The organism is Pontibacterium sp. (genome assembly GCF_964228735.1).
In the GTDB taxonomy this organism is placed as follows: domain Bacteria; phylum Pseudomonadota; class Gammaproteobacteria; order Pseudomonadales; family Balneatricaceae; genus Pontibacterium.
In genome coordinates this window covers 24,463-43,255 of sequence record NZ_CAXRBQ010000055.1, presented here as the reverse complement: position 1 = coordinate 43,255, position 18,793 = coordinate 24,463, and the positions used below count along the sequence as shown (strand labels likewise).

Below are 18,793 nucleotides of genomic sequence, written 5' to 3'. Positions count from 1 at the left end.
GATTACAGTATGCCCGCTAAACCGGAAATTTTGAAGGTCACCCAAACCGCCAGCAGCCGCCTGTTTCAGGTCGAGGAGCTGAGCCTGCGCTTTTCCAATGGCGCCGAACGGATCTATGAACGCCTGGCCACCCGCGGCCACGGTGCGGTGATGATCGTGCCGATTACCGCCGACGGCAACGTGTTGCTGATCCGCGAATACGCCGCCGGTCTGGAAGACTACACCCTCACCCTGCCCAAGGGCCTGATCGACCCGGGTGAGACCGCCCACCAGGCCGCCGACCGTGAGCTGAAAGAGGAAGCGGGTTTCGGTGCCGAGCGCCTGAACAGCCTCAAAGTGATGTCATCCGCCCCCAACTATATGGGACACACCATCAACGTGATCATCGCCCGTGACCTCTATCCATGCCGCCTGGAAGGTGACGAACCGGAAGAGCTGGAAGTGGTGAGCTGGCCGCTGGACGATCTGGAGAACCTGGTGCTGCAGGAGGAGTTCAGTGAAGGCCGTGCCATCGCCGCCCTTTATATGACCCGCACCTTCCTGGCCAACGAGAGTAACCGCTGATGGATATAGATCTGTTTATCCCCGACCTACGCCGCATCTGCCGAGAGGCGGGCGAAGCGATCATGGAGGTCTACCAGCGCGACGACTTTGATGTACAGGCCAAGGGCGACGACTCGCCGGTCACCGCCGCCGACCTGGCGGCCCATCGGGTGATTGAGAAGGGCCTGAACCAGCTCAACCCCACCATCCCACAGCTGAGCGAAGAAGCCGACGATATCAGCTTTGCCACCCGCAGCCACTGGGAGCTGTTCTGGTGTATCGATCCACTCGACGGCACCAAGGAGTTCATCCGCCGTAACGACGAGTTCACCGTTAACATCGCCCTGATTCAGGACGGCACGCCGATTCTCGGCATTATCCATCTGCCACCAACCCGCGAAACTTACTGGGGCGGTTCCCGCATCGGTGCCTGGAAACAGGAAGCGGACAGCAGCGTACACTCGATTCAGAGTCGCCCTTTGGGCAATACCCTGGTGGTCACCGCCAGCCGACGCCACGGTCAGGAGCAGAACGACAAGCTGCTGGACAAGCTGGCCGGGGATTTTGATCAGGTCGAGAGCCTCGCCAGCGGCAGCTCACTGAAGATGTGTCTGATCGCTGAAGGCAAGGCCGACCTATACCCGCGTCTATTCCCGACTTCGGAGTGGGATACGGCAGCGGCTCAGGCCATTGTGGAAGCAGCAGGCGGGAAACTGGTGAATGCGGACACATTGGAACCGCTGAGATACAACCAGCGGGAAGACCTGACCAACCCGTTCTTTTACGTGGTGGGTGACCCGAACTTCCCGCTGCACGCGCTGAACAGCGCAATCTGAAGGCTAAAGTAAAAGGTTAAGGATTCAAACAGGCCTGGGAACCTGCCGCCACCACCTCTTTTACTTTCTCACCAAACGCACCTTCCAGACGTTGTGCCATAATGGCGCGGACTTCATTATCGCTGAAGTGCTTGTGTACATATTTACCCAGGCACTCACAACGCTCCTGTGTCACATTTTCACCGGTCATACACGCCTCAACAAAAGGTCCGTACGTCTTGGACGACCACAGCTGAGTTTTGACCAGGTAAATTGCCAGTGATACCGCTCCGATCCAGAGAAAAATCTTACCCATTTTTTTGTAAACACTTTGTTCTGATTATTGTTATGAAGCCCCATTCTAGGCCTTCACCACAGGTCTTACAGCTGACTTTAGTCGCAACCAGCGTATTTCCATTCAAAAAAACCTTACGTTTTGTCCCATGAAAACCCCGAAAGGCGGTGCTATTCTCAAAGCACTTACGCAGCTGTACTGCGCTGAGGTCACAGGAAAGATCGCAGTATGGTTGTAACTACTATGGAGGTAAATACTCATGAGCTTTGAATTGCCAGCACTGCCTTACGCGCGTGATGCGCTGGAACCGCACATCTCTGCTGAAACCCTGGATTACCACCACGGTAAACACCACAACACTTATGTGGTGAAACTGAACGGTCTGGTCCCAGGCTCCGAATTTGAAGGTAAAACGCTGGAAGAGATCATCATGTCTGCCCCTGCAGGCGGCGTGTTCAACAACGCAGCTCAGATCTGGAACCACACTTTCTACTGGCACTCCCTGTCACCGAACGGTGGCGGTGCACCAAGCGGCGCAATTGCGGATGCGATCAACGCGAAATGGGGATCATTCGAAGCGTTCAAGGAAGAGTGGAACGATAAAGCGGTTAACAACTTCGGCTCCAGCTGGACCTGGTTGGTGAAAAACCCTGACGGCTCCCTGGAGATCGTAAACACCAGCAACGCCGGTACTCCAATGACCGCGGGCCAGACCGCACTGCTGACCGTCGATCTGTGGGAACACGCCTACTACATCGACTACCGCAACGTACGCCCGGACTACCTGGCAGCGTTCTGGAACCTGGTAAACTGGGACTTCGTTAACGAAAACCTGGCAGGCTGATTCACACGGAATCAACCGACATCTTGATCAGGGCACCCCACGGGGTGCCTTGTGCTTTCCCCGGATGGAACCCGCGGAGGGCGGGCTCGTCAAATTCCAGCGAATAGAGTAATATTTGACCAACTCATCAAGATCGATCGCCCACTAACCCAAAGACAGGATGTCTGACAGTGAAAACCACACTGAACAAATGGACGTTGCCCGCTCTGTGGCTCATCCTGGCTGGCTGCCTCCAGCTGGTTCTGATCAATCTCGACTATAACCGTATTCAGCAACAGGTCAGCGAAGAGGCCAGCTACCTCTATGACAACATCTACGACCGTACCCGCCTGAACGAACTGCTGCTGCAGAGTTTTACCACCCTGGTGGATGCCCAACCGGACGATCATCAGGCCCTGCGCCGTTTTGCCACCAGTATGCGTGCGCGTAATCCTCACATCGCCCGGCTGCAGTTGCAGGAGCGGGTCTCCGTCAGCCAACAAAGCCGATTTGAGCAGAGCATGCACGGCCGCGGCTACACCTATTTCAGTATCCGCCTGAACAACGACCGTCCTGAACTGATTGGCAGCAACGGTGAGCGGGTCTATTTCCCGTTTACCTTTCTCGAACCCTTCAATTCGGAAACGCGCCGTTTTCTGGGTCTGGATATGAGCACCGACGCCCAGTTCGCATCGTCGTTTTTGGATAGCGTGTACTACCGCCGCCCAGTCGCGACAGCACCGTTCACCCTGGATGATGGCCGCGCCGCGTATACCCTCTATCAGGCGGTTGTACCTCACAGTAGCAACGACTCACTGGATAACCTCCAGGTCGCCTCGCTGGTTATTACCTACGAGGGTCTGCTGCCGACCGCGCCCGCCAAGGACAGCTACACCAAGGTGGCGCTGCTGGATGCCCACGGTAACCTGCTGGTCCAGAGCGGTCAGCTTGCCGAAAACAGCTGGCTGCCAACCCTGTCGGTGACCCAGAGGCTCAACCGTTTTGGTCAGCCCCTGCAGGTGCAGCTCTCCCGCAGTATGGTCTGGAGTGACATCAACTGGATGCTGATGCTGGGGGCGATGCTGTTCTCACTGGCATTACTGAAACTGGCCCAGGCCTACCACGAGCAGAAATCCGCCAGTCAGCGCCAGCGCGAAGAAGTACTGCAGCAGCTGGAAAGTGAACGTAACCAGCTGGAAGAACGCGTATCCCAGCGCACCCGCGAATTGAACGCACAGCTGTGGGAAAATCAGCGTCTGGCCCATAAGGTGATGGAGGTGCAGGAAACCGAGCGCCGCCACCTGGCGCGGGAACTGCACGACGAGTTGGGCCAGTCCCTCACCGCCATCCGTACCGATGCCAGCATGCTCAAGCGCTTGCACCCCAATGAGACCAGTGCCGTGCACCAGAGCGCCGATTCCATCGATGCCATCGCGCGCCATATCTACGCGGTCACCTACGACCTGATGCGCTACCTGCGCCCCACCTCGCTGGATGACCTTGGCCTGGTGGATGCCCTGCACGAATGTATCTCCAACCTACGTTTGCATGAGCAAGGCCTGCATCTTGAGACGCGCTTCAGCGGCCCGCTCAACGAGATGACCGAAACCTACAACATCACCCTCTACCGCTTGGTACAGGAGTCCCTCACCAACATCGTGCGCCACGCCTCGGCCAGCCATATCACGCTGGAATTGCACCGCCGGCAGCAGGAAGATGAGGATTATCTGGAACTTTCCATCCGCGATAACGGTCATGGTTTTAGCCAGCATGGAGAAAGTAAAGGTGGCTTTGGCCTGATCGGCATGCGCGAACGCGTGAACGCACTCGGCGGCCAGTTCCAGATTCAGAGCGCCCCCGGCTCAGGCACCTGGGTGGATGTGACCATCCCGCTGCCGGTTACGGCTGAGGCAGCAACGGTACTAACGCCGGCCACACCGTATCCAGCAGAAAAGGCTGTCCAGCTGCATTAGGGTGCAGGCCGTCGCTCTGCATCAGTGACGGCTCCAGCGCCACCTTCTCCATAAAGAACGGTACCAGGGCGGTATCATGGGTTTCAGCAACCCCACTGAACACCTCCGCAAAGCGGCGGGTGTAGGCGGGACCGTAATTCGGCGGCAGCTGCATACCCAGCACCAGCACCCGGGCACCTTGCTGTTTCGAGAGCTGGGTCAGACGATCCAGATTGCTCCGAATCACCGGCGGAAACGTACCACGTAAACCGTCGTTGGCCCCCAACTCCAGCAATACGATGTCCGGTTGGTGCTGTTCCAGCAACCGCGGCAGGCGGCTCAAGCCACCTTGGGTGGTTTCACCGCTGATGCTGGCGTTAACCACGGACACAGCGTACCCCTGCTGCTGCAGGCGCTTATCCAGCAACGCCACCCAACCGTTTTCGGGGGCGATACCGTAGGCAGCGGAAAGGCTGTCCCCCAGTACCAGCAGCGTGGTCGCCTGGCTGAGCGGGGCAAAAATGAAGAGCCATGTAAGGACGAGAATACGTAACATGAATGGGCCTGTTTCAGAGATCATATTATCTGCTCAAGATGTCGCAAAACGATTCGACACGCAAGCCGGGATGCTGGAGCTGTTCAGCAACATCAGTCTGCAGATCCAAAGAGGCGAGACCGTGGCCATCACCGGTCCATCCGGTGCAGGTAAGTCCACCCTGCTGAGCCTGCTCGCCGGGCTGGACCTCGCCAGTGCGGGCAGCATCAACATTGCCGGCCAGCCCACCCACCAGCTGGATGAGAAGGCACGGGCCGAGCTGCGTTCTCGCCATATCAGCTTTGTGTTCCAGACCTTCCACCTGCTGCCGGAGCTGAATGCGCTGGAAAACGTCATTCTGCCGCTGGAGATCCGTGGCACCACCGACGCAACTGACAAGGCGCGCAGCTGGTTACAGCAGGTTGGCCTGGGTGAACGGCTCGATCACCACCCGGCGGAACTGTCCGGCGGTGAGCAACAGCGTGTCGCCATCGCCCGTGCCTTCGCCACCGAACCCGACCTATTGTTTGCCGACGAACCCACCGGCAACCTGGACGAGCACACCGGCGAGGCGATCATTGAACAGCTGTTCCAGCTCAACCGCGACCAGAACACCACCCTGGTGCTGATCACCCACGACAATCACCTGGCTTCCCGTTGTGACCGTCGCCTGCACCTGCACAACGGCGAGCTGACCGAGTGGAGCACAGCAGGAGTGGCCCATGACTAACCACAGCCTGCTCAAGCTGGCGTGGCAGCAAACCCTCGCCGCCAACCGCTTGCCGATCTGGCGCGCCCTGCTGCTGGCCCTGACCGTGGCGATCAGCATCGCCACCCTGTTGGCCGTGCTGGGTGATCGCCTGGAGCAGAGCCTGGGACGCCAGACCGCCGAACTGCTGGGCGCCGACATGACCCTGCGCGGTGGCCGCCCGATCGACCCGGCGATCGCTGAGAGTGCGCGCTCACTGGGATTGGAAACCTCCGGCGTCACACAGTTCCCTACGATGATCGAAGCGGGGGAAAATCTGCTGTTGATCTCCCTGCGGGTGGTGGAAGCGCCTTATCCGCTACGCGGCAAGATCGTCACCCAACCACCTCTGGAGCGCATACCCGAACCGGGCACCCTGTGGGCTGAGCCCGCTGCACTGGAGCGGCTGAACCTGAAGATCGGCGATCAGATCGAGCTGGGCTACGCCACCTTTACCGTGGCGGCACAGCTCAACAGCACGCCGGACCGGGGTAACGGTTTCAGCACTTTCAGTCCACAGGTGATCATCAATCAACAGGACCTGGAAGCCACACAATTGCTCGGGGTTGGTTCCCGCGCCCGATACCGCCAGCTGTTTGCCGGCGATCCGGCAGCCCTGAAACAGCTGGAGGCCCAGATCCGCGCCAGCATGGCCAGCGATGAACGGCTGATCACCCTCGATAACAGCAATAACAACATCAACAGCAGTGCGCTGAACAACGCCTCACGTTACCTGCGCCTGGGCGCACTGCTGACCCTGCTGATCTCGGCCCTGACCATCGCCCTCAGCCTGCGTCGTTACACCCTCAATTCACGCGATCGAGCTGCCGTGCTGCTCAGCCTCGGCATGACTGCCCGTCAGTTGCAGGTGCTGTTCCTGCTGCAATTGTTGCTGGCCTGGGTCGCCTGCGCGTTGGTGGGTACCGGCCTCGCCCTGCTGCTGGAGCAGTTTGCTCTCTTTATGCTTGGCGACCTGTTGCCACAGCCGGTGCCGCTGGCGCAGCCGGTATTCTATGGCCTCGGTGCGGCTTTGGGTCTGGTCAGTCTGATCACCCTGGGGTTGCCGCCGATGGTGGCGATGAGCCAGGTCTCCGTGATGCACCTGTTCCGCCGTACGGCTGCACCGACCACCTTGGGCGGACGTGTGCTGCAGCTGGTCGCGGGCGTGCTGCTGACCGGCTTGCTGATGCTCTATCTGGATGATCTGCAGCTGACCCTGATCCTAATCGCTTCGCTGCTGTTCACCGCCTGGCTATTGGGCAAGTTTGGCGCTTGGCTGCTGCGCGTCTGCGCCTTTGCCCTGGCCGGTAAGCACACGCTGGTACGCCTGCTGCGCCTACGCCTGCAACAACAGCAACGCTGGCACCGTATGCAGATCCCGGTGATCAGCCTGTTGCTGGCCCTGATGGCGATCAGCCTCTGGGCTCGCTCCGACCTGATGGACCGCTGGCAGAACCAGCTGCCGGAGGATGCGCCAAATCACTTCCTGATCAACATCCAGCCCCATGAGCGCGACGGGGTGGATCAGGTGTTGGGCAAATACCAGCTCAACAGCAACCTCTACCCGATGATCCGCGGTCGTATCGTGGCGCTGAACGGTGAACCGGTCGCCAACGCGTTTACTCCGGAACAGCGTCAACACAATGCCCTGAACCGGGAACTGAACCTGAGCTGGACCTCTGAGATGCCGGGCCATAACCGCTTGGTGGAAGGCAGTTGGTCATCCCAGGCGGACGGCAATACCGCCCATATCTCGGTGGAGCAGGAGTTTGCCAATACCCTGGGCCTGAAGCTGGGTGACACGCTGAGCTTTACCGTGGGCAGTATTCCGGTGGATGGTGTGATCACCTCGGTAAGGGCTGTGCAGTGGGAATCGTTCCAGCCCAACTTCTACGTGATCTTCACGCCGGGTGCGCTGGACAATATGCCGATGAGCTACATTACCAGCTTCCACGCCAACGGCGAGCAACGTAAGGTCTCCGCTGCCCTGCTGCAGCAGTTCCCAACCATTACGCTGATCGATATCGAACAGCTGCTGGCACAGGCGCGCAGCCTGATCGGCAAGCTCAGCGATACCTCCGGGATGGTGATGCTGCTGACCCTGTTGGCGGGCCTGATTCTGGTGTTCACCACCCTCAGCCAGGAGCTGGATCAGCGCCGCTACGAGAACGCCCTGCTGCATACGCTGGGCGCCACGCCACAGCAGTGCCGTCAATTGGATTTGTTGGAGTTTGCCCTGCTGGGTCTGGTGTGTGGCGGGCTGGCCGCCGCGCTGGGCGAGATTGCCCTGTGGTTTATCCACCAGCGCCTGGTACTGATCGAGCCGGTGCTGCACCCAAGCAACTGGATTCTTCTGCCGCTCACTGCCACCGCCCTGTTCACCCTGACCGGCCTGCTGGCGCGGCGCCGGGTGGATGAGAGCAACAGTTACCGCCTGCTGCGTACGCTCAGTTAAGCCACGCAGTTTAGACATTCTCTCAAGTGAAAGGGGGCTCTGATCAGAGCCCCAGTTCCACCCTCGGTTTGGCGTCGTTGGCCTTATCCACCTGTGCAAAGCAGAGGAACAGACGACCGCTGTCTACACTGCCCGCCATCTGCTCTTTAACAGCTGCAGCGCGCTGACCGGCCAGCTCCTGCAGCTTAGCCTGCAGTTCTTGCTGCAACGCTTCCGGTGGCAGCGGCTTCTTACGTTTTTTGTTAGCCGCTTCGATCGCAGGCATCAACTGCGGTGCATCCGCCGGTACTGCCCGGCCACAGATATTCAGGCGCATTGCCTTACGCTGATTGAGCATCTCGGCCAGCTTACCCAGATACCCTTTGGAGTTGCTGTTCAGAGCAGCACTGCCCGGTGCAAACTCCACCGGGTTCAGGGTGACAAAGGCACCTTTCTCGGAGGCCTCAATGGCACTGTTGGCTAGTGAGATCAGAGTTGCGTACGGCTGCAACGACTTGGTGAGGAAGCTCAGCGCGGCGGTCTTCAGGCCACGTCCGGCCAGATCGTTGATCACACTCTGGTAACCAAAGGACGGGTCATCCAGGGAACCGCTTACCGGAATCTCCAGATCGATATTGTTGTCGTTGTCCTCCAGTACCATGATCGCGGTTTCCAGCGGCATGGTGATCTTCTGACTGAACTCCGCCACTTTATCTTTATCACGCTGATCCACCGTCAGGCGGTTGATACGGATCTTGTTTTCGCCCTCCAACTGACCTTTTTTCAGGGTACCCTGAGCATCCAGGTTGAGCTGGCCACTGTTCAGGTAGTAGCCGGTGTAGCGCTCGGCATAGGGGCTCAGCGGAGGTAGTTCCAGGCCGGTCAGGTCCAGTTTCCAGTGGCCATTGTGTTCGCTGCCGGCCAGTTCCGCTTCCCCCTGCAGGTTCAGCTTGGCAAACTGGTTAATGGTGGCTTGCAACTCAAGCGGCGTTGCTGCCGTACCCTGGGTATCCACCTTACCCACACTCAGGGTGTTCAGGTCGATGGTGCTCTTATACGGTGGTTCGGTGCTCTGGTCGGTAAAGCGGATCTGGTTCTTACCCACCAGATCCAGGCTGTTCAGGCTAATCCGTAGCGCATCTCCGCTCGCTTTTACCGGCTCGCTTTCTGCGTCACTTGCGGCCTGACCATCCGCTGGTGCCAGCTGCGCCTGCAACCACTCCACGTCATGCAACTTGCCCTCTTTGGACAGGGTTACGTTGGCATCCAACCCCGCCAGACGCAGTCCACCCAGGATAGCCGCCTGCTCCGGCTCAAACTGCAGCGACGCCAGTCGGGTACGGGACAGTTTCAGCAGGTGCTGCTCTTCACCCAGTACCAACAGGTCGTCCAGTGCCACCGCACCTGTTTTCACACTCAGCGGCAGAGCCACCTGCGCCTGCTCGACCTGCAGTTTCTGCGCCGCGACCAGCGGATTGTCACCCATGGAGAGGCTGAACTGATTCAGAGCCGTGCTCGGCAGGCGGATATCGAAGTTGGTCATATCAGCGCTGTTTACCTGCGCCTGTACTGCATAGTCGGCAAGCTTGATCTGCTGTTTCAGCTGCTGCAGTACCAGACCGTCACCGTTGAGCGCGCCGTCAACTTTCAGGTCGGAGGGTTTACCCTGGTTCAGTGCCAGCCCCAGCGATCCATCCCAGTTCACCTGGGCATGCTGCAGTTGCAGATCACCCATCTGCAGATCCAGTCCGGACAGCGTCAGCGGGCCGCTCTGGCTGAGGATCTGCTGCGCGCCCTGCATCATCGCATCCAGTCCCAGAGCATAGCTGTTAAGGCCAATGGTTTGTTCGGCTTGCTGCAACCCCAGCCCTGCCCCTTTCAGCTGCCCCTTCGCAGTCACGTTATCCGGCTGGCCATCTTTCAGCACTACAGCCAGATCGCCGTTCCAGGTGAGATCGGATTGTTTGAGCTCCAGCGCCTCCTGCTTCAGCTGCAGATCCTGGATCCGAATGGAACCACTCTGCTGCACCTGACCGCTTTCGCCTTTCAGCGCGGCACTGATCTTCAGATCCAGATCCACGGTGGCTTTTAGGCCGGGTTCAATCAGCGCCGTGATACTGTGCAGCGGGAATCGCTGGATATTGATGCTGAGGGTGCTGCGTTTCTCTTCCGGCAGCGGGGTGCTTTCGGTTTTCAGCACCAGAGGTGCGCCATTCACGCTTCCCTCAAGGTTCAGGGCGGTGGGTTGTTCTTTGTCCCAGAAGTGGAAGTCGCTCAGCTCACCCTGACTAATATTGAGCTGGTGTTTCTGGCCAGCAACGGCGGTATACCAGCGGATGTCGTCCAGACGGATATTGTCCACCCCGGGCAACCAGGCAGAGCCGGAGCTGTCTTCATTTTTATCGGTCTGTTCGTCACTGGACGCCAAAGCGTTCAGATCCAACGGTCCCAACCAGAGCGACGATTCTTGCTCAACAATGCCGGAATTGAGGCCTTTAATATCGATGCTATTCAGCAGCAAATGCTTCTCGGTCAGGGCGGCATAATCCAGCTGAACGTAGAGGCGATCCAGATTGAGCGGTTTGTGTCCCTCACGCTCGGCGCGCAGCTCAACGATTTCGATTTCACCGCTAAACCAATGTACGTTCAGCGCTTTCAGCGCCGCATGTTCAACCCCCTGGGATCGCAACCAGATCACCACCTGGTCACGTACCAGGTAGGGAAGGTTGTGCAACAGCAACGCAAAAATAACCAGCAGACTCAGTAACCAGCGCATCCGATCTATCCCTTTGCAGACAACTTTTCCTATCATACCCTCTATCACAAAAAATACAGGGATGTGGCGCGGAAAAATCATCACACGTCTGCTGCACTGCCGCCGATACCCATCACCTGCCCCCTTCAAGAATCGAGTCGCTCACCCCAATCCAACAACCATGATGCCGCGCAAAATGTCAGGCAACTGGCGCCACACCAATAGCGCCTGATCCGGCAGTATTTCCGGAGCACTCACTCAATAATAAGTATTACTACTTATATATCATTATAAAAATCATGGGTTTAGCAGGGCTACTCAAAGGAAATCGGTCCTGCTAGAATCGCGCTGCAAGACAGTTCTGTGCAATTTATAAGCACTAAAAAGACGAATGACTCCGGCAAACCGGAGCGACTATTTTGGCAGCTCACCGTCGTGCACGACCGACAGTTGAGATGACCAGTGATAACAGCACAGGCGTAGAGAGAAGGCAGCATAGTCTTCCCGTCGCCAACAAAGGACGACTCATTCTATGCGGGGCGTCCAACCTGTACTGCGATACAGATCTTCCGACTTCAACATTTGAAAGGGTGAACTCAATGGCACATCACGACGAAAACTTCCGCGACGGCTCTGGTTTTGGCTGGATTCTGGTTAACCTGGTAGCTCTGGTATGGATCACAATGCCGGCAAGCATCGCCGTATCTAACCTGCAGTTCTAAGCGACTGTTGCATAAGCTGCCCGAACCGTTGCAGTCCGGGCAGTGACTTCAGACTATCAGCTGTCCAGCTTGATAGTCTTCACACCTTCTTCGGTACCCATCAGCACCACATCCGCGCCACGCTGGGCAAACAGACCGTTGGTCACCACGCCGACGATGTTGTTCAGGTCCTCTTCCAGGCCTTTCGGGTCAGTAATTTCCAGATCGTACACATCCAGAATCACGTTGCCGTTGTCGGTGACGAAATTTTCACGCCACTCCGGCGCGCCGTCCAGCTTCACCAGTTCACGGGCCACCTGAGAGCGTGCCATCGGAATCACTTCCACCGGTAGCGGGAAAGCGCCCAACACGTCTACGTGCTTGGTGCTGTCCACGATGCAGACAAACTCTTTGGCTACCGCCGCAACGATCTTCTCGCGGGTCAGGGCACCACCGCCCCCTTTCACCAGGTGCAGGCCGTTGTCGAACTCATCCGCACCATCCACATAGACTTCCATTTCTGACACGTTATTCAGGTCGTATACCGGAATGCCGTGTGCCTGTAGACGCTCGGCAGTCGCTTCGGAGCTTGCCACCGCACCGTCGAACAAGTGCTTGATCTCAGCCAGTGCGTCGATAAAGCAGTTCGCAGTAGAGCCGGTACCTACACCCACAATGCTGTCTTTCTCCAGGCGAGGCTTGATGTAATCAACTGCCGCCTGGCCAACCGCTTTCTTCATTTCGTCTTGTGTCATGCGTTACGCATCCCCGGTCATTTAAGAAGGTCATTTAAGAAGCAAATTTGCGCAAATTATACGCACAGAACCGGTCCGCTTGTAGACGGCTTTAGCGCTAATTCTGCCCCCGTTCAGACCGGCATAAATTGCCGCGCAAAAGTCCCCATTTACAACAGCTTCCCACTGCGGGAGCAAAATCAGATAGAAATGGCCTGAATTGGCTGGTTTTGCCCGGTTTATTGCTTGTTCATGGCTAATATAGCCTTTAACATGTTCTGTTTATCCGGTCTCAAATCCCCGCAAGAAAGCAATCTCTATGGCACACCGATATATCAAGAAAATTCTGGAAGCCCGCGTGTACGATGTGGCTGTTGAAACGCCACTGGAAAACGCACCGACGTTGTCCGCCCGTCTGGGCAACCGCGTGCTTCTGAAGCGCGAGGACGAACAGCCGGTGTTCTCTTTCAAGCTGCGCGGCGCCTACAACAAGATGAACCAGCTGACCGCTGAAGAGCGGGCGCGCGGTGTTGTGGCAGCCTCCGCCGGTAACCACGCTCAGGGCCTGGCAATGGCAGCCAACAAGATGGGTGTAAAAGCCACCATCGTGATGCCAAAAACCACCCCGGAAATCAAAGTTAACAACGTCCGCGCCTGGGGCGGCAATGTAGTGCTGCACGGTGACGCGTTTGATGAAGCACTGGCCTACTCACAGCAGTTGGTTGAAGAACACGGCTACGTTTATGTTCATCCCTACGACGATCCCGATGTGATCGCCGGTCAGGGCACCATTGCGATGGAGATTCTGCGCCAGGAGAGTGGTCCGATTGATGCAGTGTTTGTACCTGTGGGCGGCGGTGGTCTGATTGCCGGTATCGCGGTGTACATCAAATACCTGCGCCCGGAAGTCAAAGTGATCGGCGTTGAGTATGAAGACTCCGCCTGTCTGAAAGCGGCTCTGGACGCCAACGAGCGTGTGGTTCTGTCCCAGGTGGGCATCTTCGCCGAAGGCGTTGCGGTTGCCCAGATCGGCGAATACACCTTCGACATCGCCAGCCAGTACGTGGACGAGGTGATCACCGTGAACACCGATGAGATCTGTGCAGCGATCAAGGACATCTTCGACGACACCCGTTCAATCTGCGAACCGGCAGGTGCATTGGGTGTTGCGGGTCTGAAGAAATACGTGGCGCGCGAGAATTGCAGCGATGAAACCCTGATCGCTATCGACTCCGGTGCCAACGTTAACTTCGACCGTCTGCGCCACGTGTCAGAACGTGCCGAGCTGGGTGAGAAACGCGAAGCGATTGTTGCGGCGAAGATTCCGGAACGTCCGGGCAGCTTTAAAGGTTTCTGTGCCGCGCTGGGTCAGCGCAACATTACTGAATTCAACTACCGCTACAGCGATGACAACGAAGCAGTTGTGTTTGCGGGTATCCAGACCCGTCCGGGTGGTGATGGCCGAGAAGAGCTGCTTAACGACCTGCGTGAAAATGTCTATGAGGTGGAGGACCTGACCGACAACGAGATTGCCAAGCTGCACATCCGTTACATGGTCGGCGGTCACGCACCGGGCACACTGAAAAACGAAGTGGTGTACCGTTTTGAATTCCCGGAACGTCCAGGCGCCCTGATGAAGTTCCTCAGCACCCTGGGTGGTCGCTGGAACATCTCCATGTTCCACTACCGTAACCACGGTGCGGCATACGGCCGTGTTCTGGTGGGTATGCAGGTACCACCTGCCGAGCGCGGAGACGTGGAGGATTTCCTGAAAGAGATCGGCTACAACTACTGGGACGAAACCGACAACCACGCCTACCAGCTGTTCCTCGGCTAACGGCCTGGCCCGGATTTTATCCAATAAAAAAGCTCCTGCGGGAGCTTTTTTATTGCTTCTTTAATAAGACAGATCGTTAAGGTGTTTCCGGTGAATGGTTAAAGCCTTTGCCAAAGAACGCCTTGAGGGTAAACAACGCAATCGACAACAGCCCCCAGGTCAGGCCGACAACCACCCCCGCATCCACAATCCCACGCCACGGCTGTTCCAGCATATGCACAAACTGCACCAGCACAATAATACCCAGCGTCAGGCAGATGGTGACAATCTGGCGCTTGCGACGCACATGGAAGTAGCCCATGCAGAACAGCGGTGCCAGCAATGCACGCATCGGTGTCACATGCTGGGACAGGTAATAGGTACGTGCCGCCACACGGGGTGAAAACGCCTTCTGGAAACCGCGGTAGCCCTCAGCAAATCCCATAAATGCCACACTGAACGCCAGTGCCGCCCAGTGATACCAGCTTAGCGGTTGCTCAAACATCTGCCAGGCAATTTCGCTCAGGCGATAGATCGCACTGCCCAGAATCAGGCAGATACCGGTAAAGCCCCACAATGCTGCAACAGAACCTAACACCCTAATACTCCAGAAAAAGATCAGCGGCGTATTATACGTAACTGTGGGCGGGGATTCGATAGAGCGGAGGTACAGGTGGATTAGATTACCTGCTGTCTAACTTGCGGCCGTTCAGGTCATTCACATGAAATTGCATTTTGGGTTTATTGTTCGCCCTTATTAGGGCGAGATAAGGGGAGTCTCTGAACTCCCCTTATCAATCCCCGTCAGCCCCGCTACTTGCCCGCTTCGCGGGTACCCTGTGCGTTTCGCAATAAAACGAAGCAAATAAACTCGTCGCTACGCTCCTCAAACAGAATTTGCTTTTAGCCGTTTTATTTCTGCAATGCTCGGCGGCGTAGAGGGGAATTGGATTCAGTGGCAACCTGAAAGCGCGTAAAAGTAGAAAACAACCAAATTCGAAGTCAGACGTGTAACTTAGGCACGGGCGCTACTCCCTTCTACGCAGCCGAGCATTGCAGAATTCACGTGATGAAGGCCGAGGACTGTTTGAGGAGCGAAGCGACGAGTTCCGCAGGCCCACGTGAAGTCGAAACGCACAGGGTACCGGACGTAGTCCGGCAAGTAGTAGGGTTGGCAGGGATTGGTAAGGGAGGGCCAACCCCCTCCCTTACCTCGCCCTGAGAGGGCGATAATAAAAGCAAAGGCATTCCCCCACAGAACCAACCAGGCATTCCTAATGTCAGTATGAGAGTTATGGATTTCGATGGTATGAGGCTTGCGTCAAACAGACATAAAAAAGCCACCGAGGAAGCCTCGGTGGCAACTGCACTAACCAATCGGTACAGATAGGAGCAAACCGGAACCCCGCCAGGAGGGAAGGGTTCCGTACGTTTCCGGATTGGGGTTCGGAAATCAGTACCCGCGCATGGAATCGATCAGTTCCGGCAGGAACAGAGAGATCTGCGGGATGTATGTGATCAGGATCAGGAAGAACAGCAGCAGGCTGAGCCAAGGCAGACACGCCTTGATAACCCAGACCATGTTCCTTCCGGTGATACCGGCCGTTACGAACAGGTTCAGACCCACCGGCGGTGTCAGCATGCCGATCTCCATGTTCACCACCATGATGATACCCAGGTGGATCGGATCGATACCCAGCTGTGTTGCGATCGGGAACAGGATTGGCGCCATGATCAGCAGGATCGCCGATGGCTCCATGAAGTTACCCGCAATCAGCAGCAGGATATTCACAACGATCAGGAAGCCCCACGCTGGCAGACCCCATTCGATGATGGATTCCGCGATGGTGTGAGGGATACGCTCGGTAGTCAGTACGTGTGCGAACAGCATCGCGTTGGCGATGATGAACAGCAGCATCAGGGATACCTTGGAGGCATCCAGGATTACCTTGCGTACTTCCGGGTGAGTCACGGACTTAGGCAGCGCAACCAGCATATGAGCCACGTTACGGGCAGTCGCCGTACCAACAGCTTCGCCATCTTTACGCCACAGCACACCTTTCATCGGGCCGATGTCACGGTAGCCGAATACAGCGATCAGGTAAGCGTATACCGCAGCTACAGACGCCGCTTCGGTCGGAGACGCTACACCACCGTAGATGGAACCCAGTACGATGACGATCAGCATCAGACCACCCATCGCAATAGCACCGGATTTACCCAGCTGGCGGATACCCGGGAACGGCTGCGCCGGCAGATTCTTAACCCGCGCCACGATGTAAATCGCAATCATCAGAATACCGCCCATCATGATGCCCGGGATGAAACCGGCCATGAACATTCGGGATGCAGATACCTCAGTCGCCGCTGCGTATACCAGCATTACGATCGATGGTGGGATCAGGATACCCAGGGTACCGGCGTTAGCGATTACACCTGCCGCGAAGGACTGTGGGTAACCCGCACGCACCATACCGGCGATTACGATGGTACCGATCGCCGCCACAGTTGCCGGAGAGGAACCGGATACCGCCGCGAACAGCATACACGCCAGAACGGACGCCATCGCCAGACCACCACGGATATGGCCCACACTGTCGATTGCAAAGTTGATCAGACGTTTCGCCACACCACCGGTGGACAGGAACGCAGAGGACAGAATAAAGAACGGGATCGCCAGCAGCGTGTAGTGCTCGGATGTTGCTTCAAACAGCTTCAGCGCAATCGATGGCAGCGAGTCGTTCGAGAACAACAGAATTGTGGTCACCGAGGAGAAACCCAGGGCGATCGCAATCGGCATCCCCATAAAGATGAAGCCGAACAACATAAGGAACAATGCAGCAATAGTCATTTATTTGGCCTCCTTCACAGTGTCGGTCGCTTCAGCTACAGCCACATCCGCTTCGGTGTACTCTTTCAGCTCTTCAGCGATCTCCATGGATTCTTTGGCTTCATCCACAAAGTGGAAGCCTTCCACGTCGCCTTTTAACACTTTCCAGCCCAGCTCCAGGAAGCGCAGCGCCAGCAGCGCAAAACCGATCACCAGAACACTCATCGGAATCCATTTAGGCACCGGCAGGTCTTCCAGCTCGATACCGATCATCTTCATCTTCGCCAGGTAGATCCAAGAGCCGTACAGGAACATGCCGCAGTACACCAGCGCCAGGACAATCGCCAGCAGGGTCAGGAAACGGTGAATCGGGCTTGGCAGCAGTTTCACAAACACATCCACACCGATGTGAGCGCCCACTTTCACGCCGTAGCTTGCGCCGTAAAGCACAAACCAGGCGGCAATCAGCAGGGTGACTTCCTGCGCCCAGTGGATACCGGTGTTAAAACCGAAGCGCAGAACCACCTCAGCAAACACCAACAGTGTCATCGACACCATCAGCAGGGAGAGAAAACTCTCCTCAAAATGATCAATTATTCTTTTCACCATGACGGCCCCCTTATCGCGCGGCACTCACCCACGCCTGTTATCGTTATCGCCGAAGGAACATAGACCCACAGGACAGCTCACATGCAACGCACGTGTGTAAAGCTCTCCTCTGAGCATGAGGGTATGAAATGTGGTAATTGCAGAGGAGACGGGCAGGCTAGCCCGCCTCCGTTACCAGGACAGAAACTTAGTTGGCAGCTTCTGCAGCGCTGATTACGTCAGCACCGATCTGGTCTTCGAATTTCTTCCAAACTGGCTTCATCGCTTTAACCCACTGCTCGCGCTCAGCGTCAGTCAGAGTAACGATTTCAGAACGCTTGGACTCGATGATCGCCTGCTTGTCAGCGTCCGCTTTCTCAGCAGCAATCTTGTTACCGTGTGCGATCGCTTCGTTCAGGGCAGCCTGGATATCAGCACGCAGGTCGTCATCCAGACCCATCCAGAACTCAGCAGAGGTTACAACCAGGTAGTCCAGAACACCGTGGTTAGACTCGGTGATGTATGGCTGAACTTCGAAGAACTTCTTGGAGTAGATGTTGGACCAGGTGTTTTCCTGACCGTCGATCGCTTTAGTCTGCAGCAGGGTGAATACTTCAGAGAAAGGCTTTTTCAGAGGTACCGCGTCAACCGCTTCGAACTGCGCCTGCAGTACGTCAGAGGTCATGATGCGGAATTTTTTACCGGCAGCATCAGCAGGCACTTTCAGCGGTGCAGATGCGGACAGCTGCTTCAGACCGTTGTGCAGGTAACCCAGACCGACCAGGCCTTTCTTCTGCAGGGAGCCCAGCAGCTGCTGACCTTCAGGACCGTTCTGGAAACGCTCTACAGCTTCCATGTCCTTGAACAGGAACGGCAGATCGAAAACCTGCAGCTTCTTGGTGTATTTCTGGAATTTGGACAGAGATGGTGCAGCCATCTGCACATCGCCCAGGATCATCGCTTCCAGAACCTTGTTGTCACCGAACAGCTGAGAGTTAGGGAAAACTTTTACTTCTACTTTGCCAGCCAGGCGCTCGTCTACCAGTTCCTTGAACTTGATAGCCATCTGACCTTTCGGGGTGTTTTCAGCTACTACGTGGGAGAACTTGATCTCAACCGGTGCAGCCGAAGCTGTCTGAGCACCAACCATCAGAGCCAATGAAGCTACTGCAGCAGTAAGTAAACGCATAACGCATCTCCTGTTTTTTGATTTATTTGGCGTTG

Annotated in this window: 16 protein-coding genes; 8 read left to right on the top strand and 8 right to left on the bottom strand. The window is 56.7% G+C overall.

Annotated elements, in window-relative coordinates; translation table 11 throughout:
- Positions 1–9 precede the first annotated feature (9 nt).
- On the top strand, positions 10–564 hold the full coding sequence (gene nudE, locus ACEQ15_RS05775; RefSeq protein ID WP_370278145.1) for an ADP compounds hydrolase NudE: 555 nt from the start codon (positions 10–12) through the stop codon (positions 562–564).
- Positions 564–1,379: a 3'(2'),5'-bisphosphate nucleotidase CysQ gene (cysQ, locus tag ACEQ15_RS05770; protein WP_370278144.1), complete on the top strand. Its 816-nt coding sequence runs from the start codon at positions 564–566 to the stop codon at positions 1,377–1,379. Before nudE ends, cysQ begins: the two co-directional genes overlap by 1 nt.
- 16 nt (positions 1,380–1,395) lie before the next feature.
- On the opposite strand, the gene ACEQ15_RS05765 is transcribed toward cysQ, so the two are convergent.
- A complete protein-coding gene (locus ACEQ15_RS05765; protein ID WP_370278143.1) occupies positions 1,396–1,674 on the bottom strand; it encodes a hypothetical protein in 279 nt (92 codons plus the stop codon).
- A 238-nt stretch (positions 1,675–1,912) separates the two neighbouring features.
- Here ACEQ15_RS05765 and ACEQ15_RS05760 point away from each other — a divergent pair, with 238 nt between their 5' ends.
- Both ACEQ15_RS05760 and ACEQ15_RS05755 read left to right on the top strand, forming a co-directional pair.
- Complete coding sequence (locus tag ACEQ15_RS05760; protein ID WP_370278142.1) at positions 1,913–2,497, top strand: superoxide dismutase; 585 nt, start codon at positions 1,913–1,915, stop codon at positions 2,495–2,497.
- 170 nt (positions 2,498–2,667) lie between these two features.
- Positions 2,668–4,449, top strand: coding sequence for a CHASE domain-containing protein (locus tag ACEQ15_RS05755; RefSeq protein WP_370278141.1), 1,782 nt, complete (start codon positions 2,668–2,670; stop codon positions 4,447–4,449).
- Here the strand turns inward: ACEQ15_RS05755 and ACEQ15_RS05750 are convergent.
- Positions 4,376–5,008: an arylesterase gene (locus ACEQ15_RS05750; protein ID WP_370278140.1), complete on the bottom strand. Its 633-nt coding sequence runs from the start codon at positions 5,006–5,008 to the stop codon at positions 4,376–4,378. The genes ACEQ15_RS05755 and ACEQ15_RS05750 overlap by 74 nt on opposite strands.
- On the opposite strand from ACEQ15_RS05750, the gene ACEQ15_RS05745 reads away from it, so the two are divergent.
- Positions 4,983–5,693, top strand: coding sequence for an ABC transporter ATP-binding protein (locus tag ACEQ15_RS05745; RefSeq protein WP_370278139.1), 711 nt, complete (start codon positions 4,983–4,985; stop codon positions 5,691–5,693). The two genes, ACEQ15_RS05750 and ACEQ15_RS05745, sit on opposite strands and share 26 nt — an antisense overlap.
- Positions 5,686–8,166, top strand: a complete 2,481-nt coding sequence (locus tag ACEQ15_RS05740; RefSeq protein ID WP_370278138.1) for an ABC transporter permease — start codon at positions 5,686–5,688, stop codon at positions 8,164–8,166. Before ACEQ15_RS05745 ends, ACEQ15_RS05740 begins: the two co-directional genes overlap by 8 nt.
- Positions 8,167–8,209: 43 nt before the next feature.
- On the opposite strand, the gene ACEQ15_RS05735 is transcribed toward ACEQ15_RS05740, so the two are convergent.
- Positions 8,210–10,921, bottom strand: a complete 2,712-nt coding sequence (locus ACEQ15_RS05735) for a DUF748 domain-containing protein (RefSeq protein ID WP_370278137.1) — start codon at positions 10,919–10,921, stop codon at positions 8,210–8,212.
- Between the two features lie 578 nt (positions 10,922–11,499).
- Between ACEQ15_RS05735 and ACEQ15_RS05730 the strand changes: the two genes are divergently transcribed.
- Positions 11,500–11,622 carry a hypothetical protein gene (locus ACEQ15_RS05730; RefSeq protein ID WP_370278136.1) on the top strand — a complete coding sequence of 41 codons (123 nt, stop codon included), beginning with the start codon at positions 11,500–11,502 and terminating at the stop codon, positions 11,620–11,622.
- 56 nt (positions 11,623–11,678) lie between these two features.
- Here the strand turns inward: ACEQ15_RS05730 and rpiA are convergent, their stop codons facing one another.
- A complete protein-coding gene (rpiA, locus tag ACEQ15_RS05725; protein ID WP_370278135.1) occupies positions 11,679–12,356 on the bottom strand; it encodes a ribose-5-phosphate isomerase RpiA in 678 nt (225 codons plus the stop codon).
- 298 nt (positions 12,357–12,654) lie between these two features.
- Between rpiA and ilvA the strand changes: the two genes are divergently transcribed.
- Positions 12,655–14,172 (top strand): threonine ammonia-lyase, biosynthetic, encoded by a 1,518-nt coding sequence (gene ilvA, locus ACEQ15_RS05720; RefSeq protein WP_370278134.1) that lies wholly within the window; start codon positions 12,655–12,657, stop codon positions 14,170–14,172.
- Positions 14,173–14,248: 76 nt separating this feature from the next.
- On the opposite strand, the gene ACEQ15_RS05715 is transcribed toward ilvA, so the two are convergent.
- The 4 genes from ACEQ15_RS05715 to ACEQ15_RS05700 all read right to left on the bottom strand — a co-directional run bounded on the left by ACEQ15_RS05715 (position 14,249) and on the right by ACEQ15_RS05700 (position 18,758).
- Entirely contained in the window at positions 14,249–14,749 is a 501-nt protein-coding gene (locus ACEQ15_RS05715; protein ID WP_370278133.1) for a hypothetical protein, read from the bottom strand.
- A gap of 855 nt (positions 14,750–15,604) precedes the next feature.
- Positions 15,605–17,002, bottom strand: coding sequence for a TRAP transporter large permease (locus ACEQ15_RS05710; protein ID WP_370278132.1), 1,398 nt, complete (start codon positions 17,000–17,002; stop codon positions 15,605–15,607).
- Entirely contained in the window at positions 17,003–17,590 is a 588-nt protein-coding gene (locus tag ACEQ15_RS05705) for a TRAP transporter small permease (RefSeq protein ID WP_370278131.1), read from the bottom strand.
- Positions 17,591–17,777: 187 nt separating this feature from the next.
- The gene (locus ACEQ15_RS05700; protein WP_370278130.1) at positions 17,778–18,758 is read right to left on the bottom strand and encodes a TRAP transporter substrate-binding protein; all 981 of its coding nucleotides are present in this window, start codon (positions 18,756–18,758) and stop codon (positions 17,778–17,780) included.
- Positions 18,759–18,793 lie beyond the last annotated feature (35 nt).

Excerpts from the sequence above, each read along its gene's own strand:
- ACEQ15_RS05700 (WP_370278130.1), bottom strand. The coding sequence starts at position 18,758 with ATGCGTTTACTTACTGCTGCAGTAGCTTCATTGGCTCTGATGGTTGGT.
- ACEQ15_RS05735 (WP_370278137.1), bottom strand. The coding sequence starts at position 10,921 with ATGCGCTGGTTACTGAGTCTGCTGGTTATTTTTGCGTTGCTGTTGCAC.
- cysQ (WP_370278144.1), top strand. The coding sequence starts at position 564 with ATGGATATAGATCTGTTTATCCCCGACCTACGCCGCATCTGCCGAGAG.
- ACEQ15_RS05745 (WP_370278139.1), top strand. The coding sequence starts at position 4,983 with ATGAATGGGCCTGTTTCAGAGATCATATTATCTGCTCAAGATGTCGCA.
- ACEQ15_RS05760 (WP_370278142.1), top strand. The coding sequence starts at position 1,913 with ATGAGCTTTGAATTGCCAGCACTGCCTTACGCGCGTGATGCGCTGGAA.
- ilvA (WP_370278134.1), top strand. The coding sequence starts at position 12,655 with ATGGCACACCGATATATCAAGAAAATTCTGGAAGCCCGCGTGTACGAT.
- ACEQ15_RS05705 (WP_370278131.1), bottom strand. The coding sequence starts at position 17,590 with ATGGTGAAAAGAATAATTGATCATTTTGAGGAGAGTTTTCTCTCCCTG.
- ACEQ15_RS05750 (WP_370278140.1), bottom strand. The coding sequence starts at position 5,008 with ATGATCTCTGAAACAGGCCCATTCATGTTACGTATTCTCGTCCTTACA.
- ACEQ15_RS05765 (WP_370278143.1), bottom strand. The coding sequence starts at position 1,674 with ATGGGTAAGATTTTTCTCTGGATCGGAGCGGTATCACTGGCAATTTAC.
- ACEQ15_RS05710 (WP_370278132.1), bottom strand. The coding sequence starts at position 17,002 with ATGACTATTGCTGCATTGTTCCTTATGTTGTTCGGCTTCATCTTTATG.
- ACEQ15_RS05730 (WP_370278136.1), top strand. The coding sequence starts at position 11,500 with ATGGCACATCACGACGAAAACTTCCGCGACGGCTCTGGTTTTGGCTGG.
- ACEQ15_RS05740 (WP_370278138.1), top strand. The coding sequence starts at position 5,686 with ATGACTAACCACAGCCTGCTCAAGCTGGCGTGGCAGCAAACCCTCGCC.
- nudE (WP_370278145.1), top strand. The coding sequence starts at position 10 with ATGCCCGCTAAACCGGAAATTTTGAAGGTCACCCAAACCGCCAGCAGC.
- rpiA (WP_370278135.1), bottom strand. The coding sequence starts at position 12,356 with ATGACACAAGACGAAATGAAGAAAGCGGTTGGCCAGGCGGCAGTTGAT.